Source organism: Streptomyces sp. NBC_01006, assembly GCF_045162725.1.
Classification (GTDB): domain Bacteria; phylum Actinomycetota; class Actinomycetes; order Streptomycetales; family Streptomycetaceae; genus Streptomyces.
The window spans coordinates 1,914,197-1,929,948 of record NZ_CP108700.1; the positions used below are offsets into that span (position 1 = coordinate 1,914,197).

The 15,752-nt window shown below is 72.9% G+C and carries 13 protein-coding genes and 2 tRNA genes; 7 read left to right on the plus strand and 8 right to left on the minus strand.

Going from position 1 to position 15,752, the window contains the following annotated elements; all coding sequences use genetic code 11:
* The first annotated feature begins 74 nt into the window (after nucleotides 1–74).
* Together OG509_RS08625 and OG509_RS08630 are read left to right on the plus strand one after the other, a co-directional pair.
* Nucleotides 75–2,276, plus strand: a complete 2,202-nt coding sequence (locus OG509_RS08625) for an elongation factor G-like protein EF-G2 (protein ID WP_406181446.1) — start codon at nucleotides 75–77, stop codon at nucleotides 2,274–2,276.
* A gap of 138 nt (nucleotides 2,277–2,414) precedes the next feature.
* Complete coding sequence (locus tag OG509_RS08630; protein ID WP_406181447.1) at nucleotides 2,415–4,082, plus strand: hypothetical protein; 1,668 nt, start codon at nucleotides 2,415–2,417, stop codon at nucleotides 4,080–4,082.
* Nucleotides 4,083–4,145: 63 nt separating this feature from the next.
* Here the strand turns inward: OG509_RS08630 and OG509_RS08635 are convergent, their stop codons facing one another.
* Nucleotides 4,146–4,706 carry an HIT family protein gene (locus OG509_RS08635; RefSeq protein ID WP_406181449.1) on the minus strand — a complete coding sequence of 187 codons (561 nt, stop codon included), beginning with the start codon at nucleotides 4,704–4,706 and terminating at the stop codon, nucleotides 4,146–4,148.
* A gap of 67 nt (nucleotides 4,707–4,773) precedes the next feature.
* Here OG509_RS08635 and OG509_RS08640 point away from each other — a divergent pair, with 67 nt between their 5' ends.
* Nucleotides 4,774–5,463 (plus strand): potassium channel family protein, encoded by a 690-nt coding sequence (locus OG509_RS08640; protein WP_406181451.1) that lies wholly within the window; start codon nucleotides 4,774–4,776, stop codon nucleotides 5,461–5,463.
* Nucleotides 5,464–5,479: 16 nt separating this feature from the next.
* On the opposite strand, the gene thrS is transcribed toward OG509_RS08640, so the two are convergent.
* The 3 genes from thrS to OG509_RS08655 all read right to left on the minus strand — a co-directional run bounded on the left by thrS (nucleotide 5,480) and on the right by OG509_RS08655 (nucleotide 9,435).
* Nucleotides 5,480–7,456, minus strand: coding sequence for a threonine--tRNA ligase (thrS, locus tag OG509_RS08645; protein WP_403737618.1), 1,977 nt, complete (start codon nucleotides 7,454–7,456; stop codon nucleotides 5,480–5,482).
* 144 nt (nucleotides 7,457–7,600) lie between these two features.
* Complete coding sequence (locus tag OG509_RS08650) at nucleotides 7,601–8,845, minus strand: hypothetical protein (protein WP_406181453.1); 1,245 nt, start codon at nucleotides 8,843–8,845, stop codon at nucleotides 7,601–7,603.
* Nucleotides 8,845–9,435 (minus strand): DUF4365 domain-containing protein, encoded by a 591-nt coding sequence (locus OG509_RS08655; protein WP_406181455.1) that lies wholly within the window; start codon nucleotides 9,433–9,435, stop codon nucleotides 8,845–8,847. The genes OG509_RS08650 and OG509_RS08655 overlap by 1 nt, the downstream gene beginning before the upstream one ends.
* 231 nt (nucleotides 9,436–9,666) lie before the next feature.
* Here OG509_RS08655 and OG509_RS08660 point away from each other — a divergent pair, with 231 nt between their 5' ends.
* A complete protein-coding gene (locus OG509_RS08660; RefSeq protein WP_406181457.1) occupies nucleotides 9,667–10,392 on the plus strand; it encodes a 3'-5' exonuclease in 726 nt (241 codons plus the stop codon).
* Between the two features lie 85 nt (nucleotides 10,393–10,477).
* On the opposite strand, the gene OG509_RS08665 is transcribed toward OG509_RS08660, so the two are convergent.
* Nucleotides 10,478–10,549, minus strand: a tRNA-Val gene (locus OG509_RS08665).
* Nucleotides 10,550–10,588: 39 nt separating this feature from the next.
* Nucleotides 10,589–11,095 carry an SRPBCC family protein gene (locus OG509_RS08670; protein WP_406181459.1) on the minus strand — a complete coding sequence of 169 codons (507 nt, stop codon included), beginning with the start codon at nucleotides 11,093–11,095 and terminating at the stop codon, nucleotides 10,589–10,591.
* A gap of 152 nt (nucleotides 11,096–11,247) precedes the next feature.
* Between OG509_RS08670 and OG509_RS08675 the strand changes: the two genes are divergently transcribed.
* Nucleotides 11,248–13,614, plus strand: coding sequence for an SCO7613 C-terminal domain-containing membrane protein (locus OG509_RS08675; protein ID WP_406181461.1), 2,367 nt, complete (start codon nucleotides 11,248–11,250; stop codon nucleotides 13,612–13,614).
* A gap of 64 nt (nucleotides 13,615–13,678) precedes the next feature.
* Here OG509_RS08675 and OG509_RS08680 read toward each other — a convergent pair.
* Together OG509_RS08680 and OG509_RS08685 are read right to left on the minus strand one after the other, a co-directional pair.
* Nucleotides 13,679–13,750 (minus strand) — tRNA-Val (locus tag OG509_RS08680).
* A 46-nt stretch (nucleotides 13,751–13,796) separates the two neighbouring features.
* The gene (locus OG509_RS08685) at nucleotides 13,797–14,267 is read right to left on the minus strand and encodes a TIGR02611 family protein (protein ID WP_406181463.1); all 471 of its coding nucleotides are present in this window, start codon (nucleotides 14,265–14,267) and stop codon (nucleotides 13,797–13,799) included.
* A 177-nt stretch (nucleotides 14,268–14,444) separates the two neighbouring features.
* Between OG509_RS08685 and OG509_RS08690 the strand changes: the two genes are divergently transcribed.
* Both OG509_RS08690 and OG509_RS08695 read left to right on the plus strand, forming a co-directional pair.
* Nucleotides 14,445–14,858, plus strand: coding sequence for an SsgA family sporulation/cell division regulator (locus OG509_RS08690; protein ID WP_030011909.1), 414 nt, complete (start codon nucleotides 14,445–14,447; stop codon nucleotides 14,856–14,858).
* A 288-nt stretch (nucleotides 14,859–15,146) separates the two neighbouring features.
* Entirely contained in the window at nucleotides 15,147–15,752 is a 606-nt protein-coding gene (locus OG509_RS08695) for a CGNR zinc finger domain-containing protein (protein ID WP_406181465.1), read from the plus strand.

Here is a 15,752-nt window from a genome sequence, read left to right on the forward strand (position 1 = left end):
AGTGTGACGCCGGTGCAAAGCTCGAAGGACCCCGATTCAACCTCCTCACCGTCACACCGGGAGGCACGAGCATCATGGGAGCCACATCACACCAAGCCGGAGCCGCCGGCAGGGCACCGACGGCCGACCGCCCGTCGTCACTGCGGAACGTCGTGCTGGTCGGCCACAGCGGAGCCGGCAAGACCACGCTCGTCGAGGCCCTGGCCCTGACGGCGGGCGCCGTCAACCGGGCCGGCCGGGTCGAGGACGGCACCGCCGTCTCCGACTACGACGAGATCGAACACCGGCAGCAGCGGTCCGTACAGCTGTCCCTCGTCCCGGTCGAATGGGCCGGCATCAAGATCAACATCCTGGACACCCCCGGATACGCCGATTTCGTCGGCGAGCTCAGGGCCGGTCTGCGCGCCGCGGACGCGGCCCTTTTCGTCGTCTCCTCCTCGGACGGGATCGACGGCGCCACCCGCATGCTCTGGGACGAGTGCGCGGCCGTCGGCATGCCCCGCGCCATCGTCGTCACCCATCTGGAGGCAGCCCGCGCCGACTACGCACAGATGACCACCGTCTGCGGGGAGATCTTCGGAGCCGAGGACCCCGACGCCGTCATCCCGCTCTACCTGCCGCTGTACGGGCCTCCCGGCCCCGACGGGCACACCCCGGTCGCCGGCCTCCTCGGCCTGCTCTCCCGGCGCGTGTACGACTACACCTCCGGGGAGCGCGTGGAGCGCGACCCCGAGCCCGCCGAGCTCGCCCTCATCTCCGACGCCCGCTCCCGCCTCATCGAGGGGATCATCGCCGAGAGCGAGGACGAGAGCCTCATGGACCGGTACCTCGGCGGCGAGGACATCGACTTCAAGACCCTCGTCGACGACCTGGAGCGCGCCGTCGCCCGCGGCACCTTCCACCCCGTCCTGATGGCCGCCCCCGCCCCCGCCGCCGACGGCGCCCGCCAGGGACTCGGCACCGTCGAACTCCTGGAACTGATCACCGGCGGCTTCCCCACCCCGCCGGAGCGCGCCGCCGTGGCCGTCACCGCCCCGGACGGCGCCGAGCGACCGGCCGTCACCTGCGATCCCGACGGGCCCCTCGTCGCCGAGGTCGTCAAGACCTCCTCCGACCCCTACGTCGGGCGCGTCTCCCTCGTCCGCGTCTTCTCCGGCACCCTGCGCCCCGAGGAGACCGTGCACGTCAGCGGCCACGGGCTGACCGACCGCGGGCACGAGGACCACGATGTCGACGAGCGGATCGGCGCCCTCACCTCCCCCTTCGGCAAGCAGCAGCGCACCCTCACCCAGGTCATCGCCGGGGACCTGGCCTGCGTGGCCAAACTCACCCGCGCCGAGACCGGCGACACCCTCTCGGCGAAGGACCGGCCCCTGCTCATGGAGCCCTGGCCGATGCCCGACCCGCTGCTCCCCCTGGCCATCGCGGCCCACAGCAAGGCCGACGAGGACAAGCTCTCCCAGGGCCTGGCCCGGCTCGTCGCCGAGGACCCCACGATGCGGCTGGAGCAGAACCCCGACACGCACCAGGTCGTCCTGTGGTGCCTCGGCGAGGCCCACCAGGACGTGGCCCTCGAACGGCTGCGCACCCGCTACGGGGTCCAGGTCGACCCCGTCCCGCACAAGGTGAGCCTGCGCGAGACCTTCGGCGCCAAGGCCGCCGGCCGCGGCCGCCACGTCAAACAGTCCGGCGGGCACGGCCAGTTCGCCGTCTGCGAGATCGAGGTGGAACCGCTCCCGCCGGGCAGCGGCATCGAGTTCGTCGACAAGGTCGTCGGCGGCGCCGTGCCCCGCCAGTTCATCCCGTCCGTCGAGAAGGGCGTACGCACCCAGGCCGCCCGCGGGGTCGCCGCCGGCTATCCGCTGGTCGACGTACGCATCACCCTGCTCGACGGCAAGGCGCACTCGGTGGACTCCTCCGACGCCGCCTTCCAGACCGCCGGCGCGCTCGCCCTGCGCGAGGCCGCCGCCGAGGCCCGCATCCACCTCCTCGAACCGGTCGCCGAGCTCGCCGTCCTCGTCCCCGACGAGTACGTCGGCCCCGTCATGAGCGACCTCGCCGGCCGCCGCGGCCGCGTGGTCGGCACCGAACAGGCCGGCTCCGGCCGTACGCGGGTTCGCGCCGAGATCCCCGAGATCGAGATCGGCCGGTACGCCGTCGAACTGCGCTCGGTGTCGCACGGCACGGGCCGGTTCACCCGCGCCTACGCCCGCCACGAGCCCATGCCGCCCCAGATCGCCGACAAGATGCGCGAACAGGCCGAGAAGGGAACCTGATTGACACAGCGCCAGGAGCCGCCCACCCAAGCCGCTTGCGGTGGGCGGCATTTCCCTGTCCCATGACCATGGGAAGAGATACGCCGATAGGCTCATCTGCGCGGCAAAAGAGCACAACGCACAGCGATGGGGGCAACGGTGGCGGACGACGGATTCGACTTCAGGCCCGGGGCACAGGTCCCCCTCCAGGGGGGCGGCGGCCAGACGGCGGCGACCAACGCCCTCGCGTCGGCCGCGTACCGGGACGGCGGCAAGGACACCAAGCTGTCCGACATCGCGAAAGCCGACAACGAGTACCACAAGTCCACGGTCAAACCCCCGAAGATCTCGCTCTTCGAGCCCAACCTGGGCGAGGCCTTCTGCCGCGCCGTCGAGGCCCGCACCCTCGGCGCCGGCCGCAAACCGCTCATCCAGTCCTTCGGCCTCGACCCGCAGACCGTCGTCGAGCACTGCCTGGCCGCCTCCCGCATCCGCAAGGAGCGCGACCGCAAGCTGCGCCTGATCATGCTCGTCGCCGGCGTCGTCTTCCTGCCCGGCCTCCTGCTGTGGCTCGGTCTGTTCCAGCTCCGCAAGACGCTGGCCAAGGGTGACGGCAAGCGCTCGTCCTGGCTGGGCACCCTGCTGCTCGTGGGCGTCGCCGTCGTGGCGGCCGTGCTGATGTTCCGGCTGCCGTTCACCGGCTTCCTCGGCCTCTATCTGCGCGGCATGATCATCGCCCCCGCCGTGGGCTGGCTCCTCGCCCGCCGGATCTGCGAGGCCACCGCCACCGACCTGCGCTCGCGCTGGGACGGACTGCTGGCCGGCAGCGGCATCGGCGCCAAGATCCCGGAGGCGGTGCCCGGCAACCCGGACGAGAAGGCCCGGGAAGACCTGCGGCACTCGCTCGCCAAGCTCACGGCCGAGGACCGCAGCAACTCCGTCTTCTACGCCGGCCCCAAGGGCATCCTCGGCATGGGCACCCGCTGGGGCAGCTGGCAGATGGCCGAGGAGCTCGCGCCCAAGACCGAGGGCATGGAGATCCACCCGTTCCGCAGCTGGGACGTCATACGAGCGATCGACACCGAACTGCGCAAGCTGGAGCGCGGCCCGCTGCACACCGGCGGCCTGCCGCCCGCCTCGATCCAGCACTGGATCGTCACCCCGGTCGGCGAAGGCGCCGGAGAGGTGGCCCGCCCCACCGGCGCCGACGTGGACACCTTCCTCGTCAAGCCGCACGAGATCACCCGGATCTGCAACGAGCAGCAGTTCAGCGGCGGCAACCGGCACTACCTCGGCATCCAGTACCCGCTCTGGGACGGCCAGTTGGTGATCACGATGCTGGTGACGGTCACCGTGCTGTACAAGACCCTGCGCGTCGAGGTGACCGGCCACGCGCTCGGGCCGGTGCACGGCCTGTTCACCAGCAAGTCGGCCGCCCCGAAGGTCGAGGTGCCGAAGTCCATCCGGTTCTGGGAGACCGTCGAGCGGCCCCTGCCGCTGGTGGACGCCCAGGAAGTGGTCCGCCTCGCCGTCCGCGCCCCGCTGACCTGGTTCCCGCCGATCCTCGAATTCTTCGGCGGCAAGCTGGTCCTGCCCGAGCCCTTCGGCCTGCGGCACGTCTGGGCGGGCCAGCCCTGGCGCCACCGCTTCATGGCCGACGACGCCCTGCGCGCCGCGACTCCGGTCCTGCGGGCGGTGCACGCGGCGGCGCTGCGGGTGCTGGAGGAGAACGGCGCCGACATCGAGCGCTTCACCAACCGCTCGATGATGGTCAGCGGGCTCGTCCAGGACGCCGCCCCGCGCAAGGCGGACGCCTACGACGCGTAGCCGGCGGGTCCCGGGGCCGATCCGCGGCCCCGGGACCCGCCGGTCGTCGTCCTGCTCGTCGTCCTAGTCGGTGGGCCAGGCGTCGGCGAGCATCTGGCGGGTGTCCGCGAGGAGTTGGGGCAGCACCTTGGTGTGGCCGACGACCGGCATGAAGTTCGTGTCCCCGCCCCAGCGGGGCACGATGTGCTGGTGCAGGTGCGCCGCGATGCCGGCCCCCGCTGCCGCGCCCTGGTTCATGCCGATGTTGAAGCCGTGCGCCCCGGACGCCTTGCGCAGCGCGACCATCGCCCGCTTCGTGAGCTCGGCCAGCTCGGCCGTCTCGGCGGCGTCGAGCTCCGTGTAATCGGCGACGTGCCGGTACGGAACGACCATCAGGTGGCCGCCGTTGTACGGGTACAGGTTCAGCACGGCGTAGACGTGCTTGCCCCGGGCCACGATCAGGCCGTCCTGGTCGGACATCTCCGGAATCCCGCAGAAGGGACAGCCGTCCCCGGCCTCCGGACCGGTCGGCTTGTTCTCCCCCTGGATGTACGCCATCCGGTGGGGCGTCCACAGACGCTGGAACGCGTCCTGCGTGCCCACACCGATCTGCTGCTCCGGCTCAGTCGTCATGGGATGCAGCATATGACCTTGCCCCCGGCGGGCGTGTCGCCGGGGCAGGGACCGGTACCGGGCCCGCGATGCTGGGCCCATGCGCGAACAAGCCGAGACCGGGGACGCAGTCTGGGAGCGCCGTACCGAGCTGCCCCTGTTCTACGCCTCACTGATCTTCCTCGCCGGGTACGCGGTCCGCGTCCTGGCCACCGACGCCCACCGCCTCTGGCGGCAGATCGCGACCGTCGTGGTCCTGGTGACCTGGCTCTGCTTCATCGTGGACTTCCTGGTGCGGCTCGTCCTCAGCCGCCAGCGGCCACGGCGTTTCATCCGCCTGCACTGGCTGGACGCCCTGGTCGTCCTGCTGCCGACCCTGCGGCCGCTGCGCATGATCAAGGTCCACGACGCCGTCCAGGCCAAGCACGACCGCCCGCGTCGCAGTCTCTACCCGCGCGTGATCATGTACGCCGGTCTCTCGTCGCTGCTGCTCGGCTTCTCCGGCTCGCTCGGCATGTACCACGTCGAGCGGCAGGACCCGGCCTCGCCGATCCAGACGTTCTGGGACGCGGTGTGGTGCGTGTGCCAGACGCTGTCGACGGTCGGCTACGGCGACGTGGCCCCGGTGACCCCGGAGGGACGGCTGATCGCGGTCGGGCTGATGGCCTGCGGCCTGGCCCTGCTGGGCGCCGTGACGGGTTCCTTCTCGTCCTGGCTGATCCAGACCTTCCGTCGGGAGGGCGAGGAAGAGGGGCCCTCGGGAGACGGAAGTTCTCCCGGGGCCCCTTGACGAGCCGCTGCGCCGGTCAGACCTGGACGCGGTCCTCGACGACCTTGGCCAGCTTGGCCAGCGCCTCGTCCTTGGCGATGCCGTTCTCCTGCGAACCGTCGCGGTAGCGGAAGGAGACGGTGCCCGCGGCCATGTCCTCGTCACCGACGATGATCATGAACGGGACCTTGAGCTTCTGGTGGTTGCGGATCTTCTTCTGCATCCGGTCGGAAGAGGCGTCCACCTCGACGCGCAGGCCCTTCTTCTTCGCCTCGGCGGCGAACTCCTGCAGGTACTCCACGTGCCCGTCGCCGATCGGGATGCCGACCGCCTGGACCGGGGCCAGCCACGGCGGCATGGCGCCCGCGTAGTGCTCCAGCAGCACGGCGAAGAACCGCTCGATGGAGCCGAACAGGGCGCGGTGGATCATGACCGGGCGCTGGCGGGAGCCGTCGGGCGCGGTGTACTCCAGGTTGAACCGCTCCGGCAGGTTGAAGTCGAGCTGGACGGTCGACATCTGCCAGGTACGGCCGATGGCGTCGCGCGCCTGCACGGAGATCTTCGGGCCGTAGAACGCCGCGCCGCCCGGGTCCGGGGTCAGCGGGAGGCCCTGCTTCTCGGCGACCTGCTGGAGGACGGCGGTGGCCTCTTCCCAGACCTCGTCCGAGCCGACGAACTTCTCCGGGTCCTTGGTCGACAGCTCCAGGTAGAAGTCGGTCAGACCGTAGTCGCGGAGCAGGTTCAGCACGAAGGTGAGGGTGCGGTCGAGCTCCTCGGCCATCTGCTCACGGGTGCAGTAGATGTGCGCGTCGTCCTGGGTGAACCCGCGGGCACGGGTCAGGCCGTGCACGACGCCCGACTTCTCGTACCGGTACACGGTGCCGAACTCGAACAGGCGCAGCGGGAGCTCACGGTACGAGCGGCCGCGCGCGTCGAAAATCAGGTTGTGCATCGGGCAGTTCATGGGCTTGAGGTAGTAGTCGGTACCACCGTCGAGCTGCATGGGGGGGTACATGCCCTCCGCGTACCAGTCCAGGTGACCGCTCTTCTCGAAGAGCGCGCCCTTGGTGGCGTGCGGGGAGTAGACGAACTCGTAGCCCTCTTCCTCGTGCCGGCGGCGCGAGTAGTCCTCCATGGTCCGGCGGATGATGCCGCCGCGCGGGTGGAAGACGGCCAGGCCGGAGCCGATCTCGTCCGGGATGGAGAAGAGGTCCAGCTCGTTGCCGAGCTTGCGGTGGTCGCGCTTCTCGGCCTCGGCGAGGAAGTCGAGGTGGGCCTTCAGCTCTTCCTTCGACGGCCAGGCGGTGCCGTAGATGCGCTGGAGCATCGGGTTCTTCTCGCTGCCGCGCCAGTAGGCGGCCGCGTTGCGCATCAGCTTGAACGCCGGGATGTTGCGGGTGGTGGGCAGGTGGGGACCGCGGCAGAGGTCCTTCCAGCACAGCTCGCCGGTCTTGGCGTCGAGGTTGTCGTAGATGGTCAGCTCGCCGCCGCCCACCTCGACGTTCGCGCCGTCGTCGGTGGACGCGGAGCCCTTGATGCCGATGAGCTCCAGCTTGTACGGCTCGTCGGCGAGCTCCTCGCGGGCCGCCTCGTCGGAGACCACGCGGCGGGCGAACTTCTGCCCGCGCTTCTGGATCTCCTGCATCTTCTTCTCGATGACCTTGAGGTCCTCGGGGGTGAAGGGCTTGGCGACGTCGAAGTCGTAGTAGAAGCCGTCCCGGACCGGCGGGCCGATGCCCAGCTTGGCCTCGGGGAAGAGCTCCTGCACGGCCTGGGCCATGACGTGCGCGGTCGAGTGGCGCAGGATGTTCAGGCCGTCCTCGGAGGAGATCTCCACCGGCTCGACGGTCTCGCCGTCCTTCACCTCGTACGCGAGGTCCTTCAGCTCACCCGCGATGCGCGCGGCGACGATGGTGCGCTCGCCGGCGAAGAGCTCGGCCGCCGTAGTGCCCGTGGCCACCACGCGCTCGTCCCGCTCGGAATCGCGTTGGATGATCACACGGACGTCTGACACCGGTCTCTCCTGACTCAGGGGGTGCGCGAGCGAACACTGCGCGCCTGAATCGTACCGAGCCGAGCGGCTCACCCGCGAAACGGTTAAGCCTCCGCCGCCCCGGGCCTGCGGGCCGGAGCGGACGGCGGGCGGCGGCGGGGTCGGTCAGTCGTCCGTCGGGAGGACGTCCGCGGGGTCCAGGGACTCGTCCAGGGACTTCATCAGGCGGTCGCGCTCGACCTCGTCCAGCGGGACCGGGCTCACGTCGGTGGCGTCCGTGAGCCGCCGGAACCCGCCCCGGCGCTGGAGCCGCCCGCTCACCCGGATCGGCACGCCGACCAGATGCGCGTGCCCCGCCACCCGGTACGCCTCCTCGTCCAGCACCGCCCGTACGTACGGCACCTCCGCCCCCGCCAGGACGCGCAGCCGGATCGTGCCCCCGCCGCCCGGCGCCGAGCGCCGCATCCGGACCACCGCGCCGGCCACCCGTACGGGCACCGCCGGTTCGTCGCGGGTGTAGCGCGCCGCCGCCTCCCGGAGCACCGGCAGATCCCCGGGCGAGAACTCCACCGGCTCGGGACGTGCCGCGCAGCCCGCCGGGACCCCGGCCGCCGGCGCCCAGGCCAGTGCGATCCGGGCCCCCTCCGAGCCGCGCACCAGCGCGATCAGCGCATCGGCCAGCTCCCGGCTGACCCCGGCCTCGACCGCCGCGTCGAAGGCTTCCATGCCGCCGGTGGCCCGCCGGTAGTCCACGGCCTCCCGGGCCGCGTGCAGCGCGTGGTGCAGCCGGGTCACGGTGCCCCGCCCGCCGTCCACCGGGACGTACGCGGTGAGCCGGCGCCCGCCGGGGGCCGGCCCCACCAGGACCCCGTCCAGGGCGCGTTCGGCCTGGCCGCGGTGGCGGGCCCCGTAGTACCCGGCCCTGGCCCGGTCCGCGAGGGCCCCGGCCAGCAGGAGCTGCCGGGCGGCCGAGCGGAGCTGTTCCTGCACGGTCCACGCGGCCGCGCCCTGCGGCCCGTACGGTCCCTCGGGTCCCTCCGGGATCCGCCGCTCCCAGCGGATCTCGTCGCTGGGCACGCTCAGTCCGTACAGCACCTCCCGCGCGGACGGCAGCGCGCTGCGCGAGAGGGCGGTCAGCGCCTCCTCCAGCAGGTCGGAGCAGTCGGGGAAGGCCCGGCTCTCGGGGACGAGGAGGCTGCTCCCCCCGCCGGCCGACCCGTACGGGGCCGGCGGCGTCCAGCGTCCGTACCGCCCGGCGGCCCCGCCCCGGCGCTGCCAGCCGTGCCGGTGCAGCAGGGCCCCCAGTACGGCCGGGTCGACGTGTGCGGGATCGGGCGTCCCGGAGTCCGAAAAGTCCCCGTACTCCGACGGGGACCTCAGCGGTTCCAGGTTCGGTGAGTGCCAGTGCATCAAGGTGTCCCTCCCGACCCGACCCGGGTCATGATCTCGCACAGCGCCCGGTCGTCGAAGATCCGCGAGGTCGGGATCCGTACGGTGGTCCGGCGCCGGCCGGTCACGGGGTGCCCGGCGAGGTTGGTCCAGTAGCAGCAGTGCCGCAGGTCGAGCCGGTCGTGGCCGGCGGCGAGCCACTGGTCGCGCTCTCGCGGGACGAGCATCACGACGAGGATCTTGTGGACGGCGACCGGCGTGCGCGCCAGCTTCACCAGGTGCTCGTTGTCGAGGGTGAAGGCGAACGTGGGCCCCGCCGGTCTGGGCGGTACCTGGTAGGTCGCCTTCAGCTGCACCTTGATGGTGACCTCGTCGTCGACGACGTGCTCGGGCGCGCCGTGGTTGACCTGCCAGTCGATGCCGTTGTCCGGAAAGGGCTGGGAGAGCGAGCAGCCGGCCGCGGCCGCGACGGCGTGCAGGTATCCCACCTGGAGGGTCTCCATGCAGGCGGTGGTGGCGAGCGTGCCGCGCAGCGGTCCGGTCCGGTCGTCGTTCCGCGGATCGGTCCTCCCCTGCAGCATCCCGCCCGGTTCGGGCTGCGCGAGCGCCATGGCCGGCTCCCCATGCCTTCCGGGCTCTGCCGAATGAGGGTGGTGTGGTGGGTGGGGTGACGACCGGTCATGTGTGCGGTCCCCCAGGAAAGTTGTCTCCGCACCGGACCGCCCGCAAACGGCGTACGGCGCAAACAGGCCGGGTATCACCGATGCGGGCGGGGGTGGCACGTTCCGAGGCGGCGGCGCCCGGGTGCGCCCCGACTGCCGATCGGGAACGAGGAGTTCGCCATGACGCGCTGGTATGAGGGGCCGCTGGCCGCATTCGACACGGAGACGACCGGGGTGGACGTGGAGCAGGACCGGATCGTGTCCGCCGCTCTCATCGTGCAGGAGTGTGCGGGCGGCCGGGTCCGCTCCACCCGCTGGCTGGTCAATCCCGGGATTCCGGTGCCCCCCGGGGCCACGGAAGTGCACGGTCTGACCGATGAGCACCTCCAGCGCAACGGGCGGTGGCCGGCGCCGGTCGTGGAGGAGATAGCCCGTGCGCTCGGGGAGCAGCTGGTGGCGGGCCGGCCGGTGGTGGTGATGAACGCGCCGTTCGATCTGACGCTGCTGGACCGGGAGTTGCGCCGGCACCGGGCGTCGACGCTGGCACGGTATCTGGACAACCGGCCGCTGACGGTGCTGGATCCGCGGGTGCTGGACAAGCACCTGGACCGGTACCGCAAGGGCCGCCGGACGCTGACGGACCTGTGCGCGCACTACGGGATAGAGCTGGAGGGCGCGCACGACGCGGCGGCGGACGCGCTGGCCTCGCTGGAGGTCGTACGGGCGGTGGGGCGCCGGTTCGCGGCCCGGCTGGAGCGGCTGTCCCCGGCGGAGCTGCACACGCTCCAGGCGGTGTGGCACGCGGCGCAGGCGCGCGGGCTGCAGGCGTGGTTCGCGCGGCAGGGGACGCCGGAGTCGGTGGATCCGCACTGGCCGCTGCGGCCGGAACTGCCGGCGGCGGCGTAGGCCACGGCCCGGGACGAACACGCGGGCAACGGGCCCCGGACATGCGGAAGGCCGGCCCGTCGTGAGACGGACCGGCCTGACCCGGTGGGCGATACTGGGATCGAACCAGTGACCCCTTCGGTGTGAACGAAGTGCTCTCCCGCTGAGCTAATCGCCCGGGAACGGGTTGAACAATACAAGAGGCACGGGGTCTGGTTCAAACCGCTTCCGGCGAGGTGGCCAGGCGCGCCGCGAGCGCGTGCCGTCCGGCCCGCATCATCAGGGCGTGGTTGAGGCGGAACGCGGGCCGCACGGGCACCGAGAGACGCCTCAACAGGGGGCTGCGCACCTCGACCTCCTGCTCGTACAGGGCCCGGGTCCCGCGGCCGCCCGCTCCCCGGCGGGCCCGTACGGTCCACCGCGCCCAGCCCTCGATGTCCCCGTGCAGGGCCGCCTCCAGGAGGCCGAGCCCGGGATCGCGGAGCAGTTCGGTGGCGGTCATCCGGATCTCGTACGGGAGGAGGGAGCGGATGAGCAGGGTGCCGTTGTACCCGACGTGGTCGCCCTGCCCGTCGATCTGCTCGACCGCGCGGACCTGGGGCCACCAGCGCGGGTAGTCGCCGGCCTGCTCCAGTACGGAGTAGACCCGCGCGGGCGGGGCGTCGAGGTCCCACACGGTGCTGAAGCGGTAGCGGTTCCAGCGGTCCAGGCGGCTGCGGTCCATGGCCCCAGTCTGGACCGGCGGGGCGGCGCGCGGGGCCCGCTCCGCCGTATCCACCCTTCCGTGGGTACGGCCGCGTACTCCCGTGTACTCAGCGCGGATCTGAGTACGCGCACCCATGTCCTGACGGCGTGACGGGCGCCACACTCCGGAACATGGCGACTCCACCACCACCCGGCATACCGCTGCCACCCGACCGCGAGCTGGCGCTCATCGACCGGGAGCTGGCTCAACTCGACGCCCGGCGCAGCTACTTGCTGGCCCGGCGGGACTGGCTGCTGCGGCTGCCGGCACCGAACGGCTGGGCGCAGGCCCCTTCCGTCTCCCCGGCCCGCCCGCAGGAGACCTCGGGCCCCGGTGCGCAGAACGTGCTGCTGACGTTGGGTGCGGTGCTGCTCGCGGTGGCCGCGCTGGCGTTCACACTGGTCAGCTGGGGGTCCCTGGGGATCGCCGGGCGCAGCGCGGTGCTGGCCGTGGTGACGGCGGCGGCGCTGGGCACGCCCGCGCTGCTGCTGCGCCGCGGGCTGCGGTCGACGGCCGAGTCGGTGGCGGCGGTGGGGCTGCTGCTGACGGTGCTGGACGCGTACGCGGTGTACGCGGTCGCGACGCCGCGGACCGACGGCACGGCGTACGCGGCGGGGGCGGCGGCCGTACTTGCGGCGCTGTGGGCGGGGTACGCCCGGGTGCTGCCGGGGCTGGTGGTCCCGCTCCCGGCGGCGGTGCTGACGGCGCAGCTCCCGCTGCCGCTGGCGGCGGTGGCCGCGGCGGCGGGGCCGGTGGGGTGCGGCTGGGCGCTGCTGGCGACGGCGACGCTGGACGCGGCGCTCGTACTGCTGGTGCCCGGGGCCCGGGCGCGGGCGGCGGTGTTCGGCCCGCCGGCGTTGAGCGCGGCCGTCCTGGGGGCGGGCGCCCTGCTGAGCGGGCTGTCGCAGATGGCGCAGGCGGGTTCGGCGGGGGCGGCGGCCGGTCCGGCGCTGCTGCTGGCGGCCTGCGCGGCGCTGGGCGTCGCGGTGGCCTGGCGGGAGCCCTCGGCGATGGCGGCCTCGGTCGTGGGCGCCCTCGCCGGGGTGGCGGCGCTCGGCGGCCCGGTCCGGCCGCTGCTGGCGCGGGACTGGGCCGTGGTGGTGTTCCTGCTGCTCGCCCTGCCACTGCTGGCTGCGGTACGGGCGAGGATGCTCCCGGCGGCGGTCCGGCGCGGCCTGGCGCGGGCCGGGGCGGGGGTGGCCGCCCTGGCGGCGCTGTCGGCGCTGGTGGCGGCGGTGGGCTCGCTGGGGTCCCGGGTCGGGGTGCTGGGCGAGGTGTGGGCGGCGACGACCCCGTCCCGGGACGCGTACGGGCCGGGCCCGGCGGCCGCGGTGACCCTGCTGCTGGCCGCGGGGGCGGCCGGGTGGCTGGCCCGGGTGCTGCCGCGCCCGGAGCCGGGCGTGATCGCGGTGGTGCTCGGCTGGGCGGGGCTGTTCACGGCGCCGCTGCTGTCGGGGCTGCCGGTGGCGGCGGTGCTCGCGGCCCAGCTGGCGGTGACGGCGGCGGCCGGGGTGTGCGCGCTGCGGCTCGGGCGCGGTCCGGGGTATGCGGCCGCGGTGTGCGCGGTGGTGGGGGCGCTGAACCTGTCGGTGGCCGCGCTGGACGGCCGTACTGCCACCTTCGCGGTGTTCGGGCTGCTCGGTGCGGGCTGCGCGGCGGGGGCGGCGCGGCGGCCCGCTCCGCTGCCCGTGCGGGCCGGGGCGGCGGCGGGGGCCGTCGGGTACGCGGCGGCACTGACGGCGGCCCTGGGGGCGCTGTGGGGGCTCGCGGTGTCCTGGTGGGCGCTGCCGCTGCTGACGGTCCCGGCGGCGGTGGCCGCGGCCGGCCCGCGGCTGGGCCGGGTGCGGCTCCCTGCGGAGGCCGCGGCGGGCGCGGTCGGTGCGGTGGCCCTGCTCCTCGCGAGCTGGCCCTGGGAGCCGGCCCGGGCGGCGCTCGTGTGCGCGCTGGCCGGGGTGGTCTGCGCGGGGGCGGCGGTACGGGCGGAGCGGCGCGGGCTCGGCTGGGCGGCCGGAGCCCTGTTCGTGGCGGCGACGTGGATCCGCCTGTCGGCGTCGGGGGTGCAGGTGCCGGAGGCGTACACGCTGCCGGTGACGGTGTCCGCGCTGGCGGTGGGCTTCGTACGCCGCCGCCGGGACGGGCAGGCCTCGTCGTGGACGGCGTACGGGCCGGGGCTGGGCGCGACGCTGCTGCCGAGCCTGCTCGCCGCCTGGGGCGATCCGCACTGGCTGCGGCCGCTGCTGCTGGGCCTGGCGGCGCTGGCGGTGACCCTGCTCGGCGCGCACCGGCGGCTCCAGGCCCCGCTGCTGCTCGGCGGCGCCACCCTCGCGGTGGTGGCCCTGCACGAGCTGGCCCCGTACGTGGTCCAGGTCGTCGACGCGCTGCCGCGCTGGCTGCCGCCGGCGCTGGCGGGGCTGCTGCTCCTGGTGGTGGGGGCGACGTACGAGAAGCGGCTGCGGGACGCGCGTCGGCTGCGGGCGGCGCTCGGCCGGCTCAGGTAGCGGCGGGAACGGGGAAACGCCAAGGGCCCGGAGACGGTGAAAGTCTCCGGGCCCTTGGTCCGGGTGGGCGATACTGGGTTCGAACCAGTGACCCCTTCGGTGTGAACGAAGTGCTCTCCCACTGAGCTAATCGCCCGGACGCACCGCAAACATTACCCCATGTCAGCGGTGGTTCCCGACCATCACTGGTCCTTGAGGTCCCAGGGCATCGTGAGCCCGTACTTCCACAGGTAGAAGCCGATCAGCACGCCCGCGATCACGAGCCCGACGCTGGTCAGGATGATGTTGCGGCGGCGGACCCTGGGGTCCAGCGCCTTCTGCGCGGCCTCGGTGACCTTGCGCTTGGTCCAGCGGAGCACGAGCGACGCCCAGGCGAACTCGGTGGCCCAGATCGCCAGGCCGGCGAAGATCGCGACCCAGCCGGGGCCGGGCAGGACGAGCATGGCGACGCCCGCGCCGATCACGGCGAGTCCGACGATGAAGACGCCGACCTGCCAGCTGATGTGCAGGGTGCGGCGCGACTTGATGAAGGCGGGAGCCTTCGATACGTGCGGCGCTTCTTCCGTGGTCTGCTGAGTGGCGTCGTCGGCTGCGGACTCGACTTCGGACTCGGCTGGGGACTCTTGGGCCCCGCGGTCACTCCCCGTATTCATGAGCTCGAATCTACCGGAGCCGGAAGCACACGTGAATGGCGCTTTGGATCCGCCGTCCGAGGGACCCAGAGGTCCGCAAAACGGTCAGAGGGGTTTACAACGGCACCGTAGGTGGCATGTCGATTTCGCCGACGTGCGAATCCCCGAGCGCACACTGAGCGAAAGGCCCTGGCGCTTATGAACACCACGGTCAGCTGCGAGCTGCACCTGCGCCTCGTTGTGTCGAGCGAGTCCTCACTGCCTGTCCCGGCGGGCCTGCGGTATGACACGGCCGATCCCTACGCCGTGCACGCCACCTTCCACACCGGCGCCGAGGAGACGGTCGAGTGGGTTTTCGCCCGAGACCTCCTCGCTGAGGGCCTCCACCGGCCCACCGGAACCGGAGACGTCCGCGTCTGGCCGTCCCGCAGCCACGGTCAGGGCGTCGTCTGCATCGCCCTGAGCTCACCGGAGGGAGAAGCACTGCTCGAAGCACCCGCCCGCGCACTCGAATCGTTCCTCAAGCGGACGGACGCCGCGGTTCCACCCGGGACCGAACACCGGCACTTCGACCTCGACAAGGAGCTCTCCCACATCCTGGCCGAAAGCTGAGCCAGGCCCTCAGGGAGCACCTCCCGGCACGCGCCGGGGGCCACTCCGCACCGTCCGACTCGGGGCGACGGTGCGGGCTGGACGAAAACCTCATACGGCAGTGCCGGCGCTGTTCTTGCGGAAGCCGTCCGCAAGGGCGGCGCCGGTGTGCGTGGCGGGGTCCACCTCGCCGCTGGTGACGCGTCCGTCACTGGGGTCCCTCCCGGTTCCGGCCGGTCACGGCTAGAGTCGGCCCCCAGCGGCGGCACTGGTCCGTCGCCGCAGGCCCGGCCCCCAGGGAGCGACCCCGTGCAGATTCCCCACGACACCCGTCGCGCGCTCGACGTCGTCGTCGCGCTGGTGAACACCGCGGCCGAGACGGACCACCCCGACGGACTGGCGGACGTCGGCTCACTGCGCGAATTCGTACGCGAGTACAAGATCAGCGACATCGGCGAGCTCGGCGCCCGCGACCTCTCCGGCGTACGGACGGTCCGCGGCAAGTTCGCCCAGGTCTTCGGCGCGCCCAACCCGCGGACCGCGGCCGGGCTCATCAACGAGCTGGTGGCGACCGCCGGCACCACCCCACAGCTGACCGACCACGACGGCTACGACTGGCACGTCCACTACTTCGCGCCGGGCGCCTCGCTGGGCGACCACCTCGCGGCCGACGGCGGCATGGCGCTGGCCTTCATCGTGGTCTCCGGCGAGCAGGAGCGGCTGCGCCGCTGCGAGGCCCCCGACTGCCGGCGGGCCTTCGTGGACCTGTCCCGGAACCGCTCCCGGCGCTACTGCGACAGCCGGACCTGCGGGAACCGGCTGCACGTGGCCGCGTACCGGGCGCGACGCAAGGAGGCCGACGCAGGGCCTGCGGAGCCGGACGCCCAGCAGGACGCACAGCCGGACGCGCAGTAG

Coding starts and splice junctions, on each gene's coding strand:
- OG509_RS08625 (WP_406181446.1), top strand. CDS start 75: ATGGGAGCCACATCACACCAAGCCGGAGCCGCCGGCAGGGCACCGACG.
- OG509_RS08670 (WP_406181459.1), bottom strand. CDS start 11,095: ATGGACCGCAGCCGCCTGGACCGCTGGAACCGCTACCGCTTCAGCACC.
- OG509_RS08635 (WP_406181449.1), bottom strand. CDS start 4,706: ATGCTGCATCCCATGACGACTGAGCCGGAGCAGCAGATCGGTGTGGGC.
- OG509_RS08660 (WP_406181457.1), top strand. CDS start 9,667: ATGACGCGCTGGTATGAGGGGCCGCTGGCCGCATTCGACACGGAGACG.
- OG509_RS08690 (WP_030011909.1), top strand. CDS start 14,445: ATGAACACCACGGTCAGCTGCGAGCTGCACCTGCGCCTCGTTGTGTCG.
- OG509_RS08685 (WP_406181463.1), bottom strand. CDS start 14,267: ATGAATACGGGGAGTGACCGCGGGGCCCAAGAGTCCCCAGCCGAGTCC.
- OG509_RS08640 (WP_406181451.1), top strand. CDS start 4,774: ATGCGCGAACAAGCCGAGACCGGGGACGCAGTCTGGGAGCGCCGTACC.
- OG509_RS08675 (WP_406181461.1), top strand. CDS start 11,248: ATGGCGACTCCACCACCACCCGGCATACCGCTGCCACCCGACCGCGAG.
- OG509_RS08655 (WP_406181455.1), bottom strand. CDS start 9,435: ATGGCGCTCGCGCAGCCCGAACCGGGCGGGATGCTGCAGGGGAGGACC.
- OG509_RS08650 (WP_406181453.1), bottom strand. CDS start 8,845: ATGCACTGGCACTCACCGAACCTGGAACCGCTGAGGTCCCCGTCGGAG.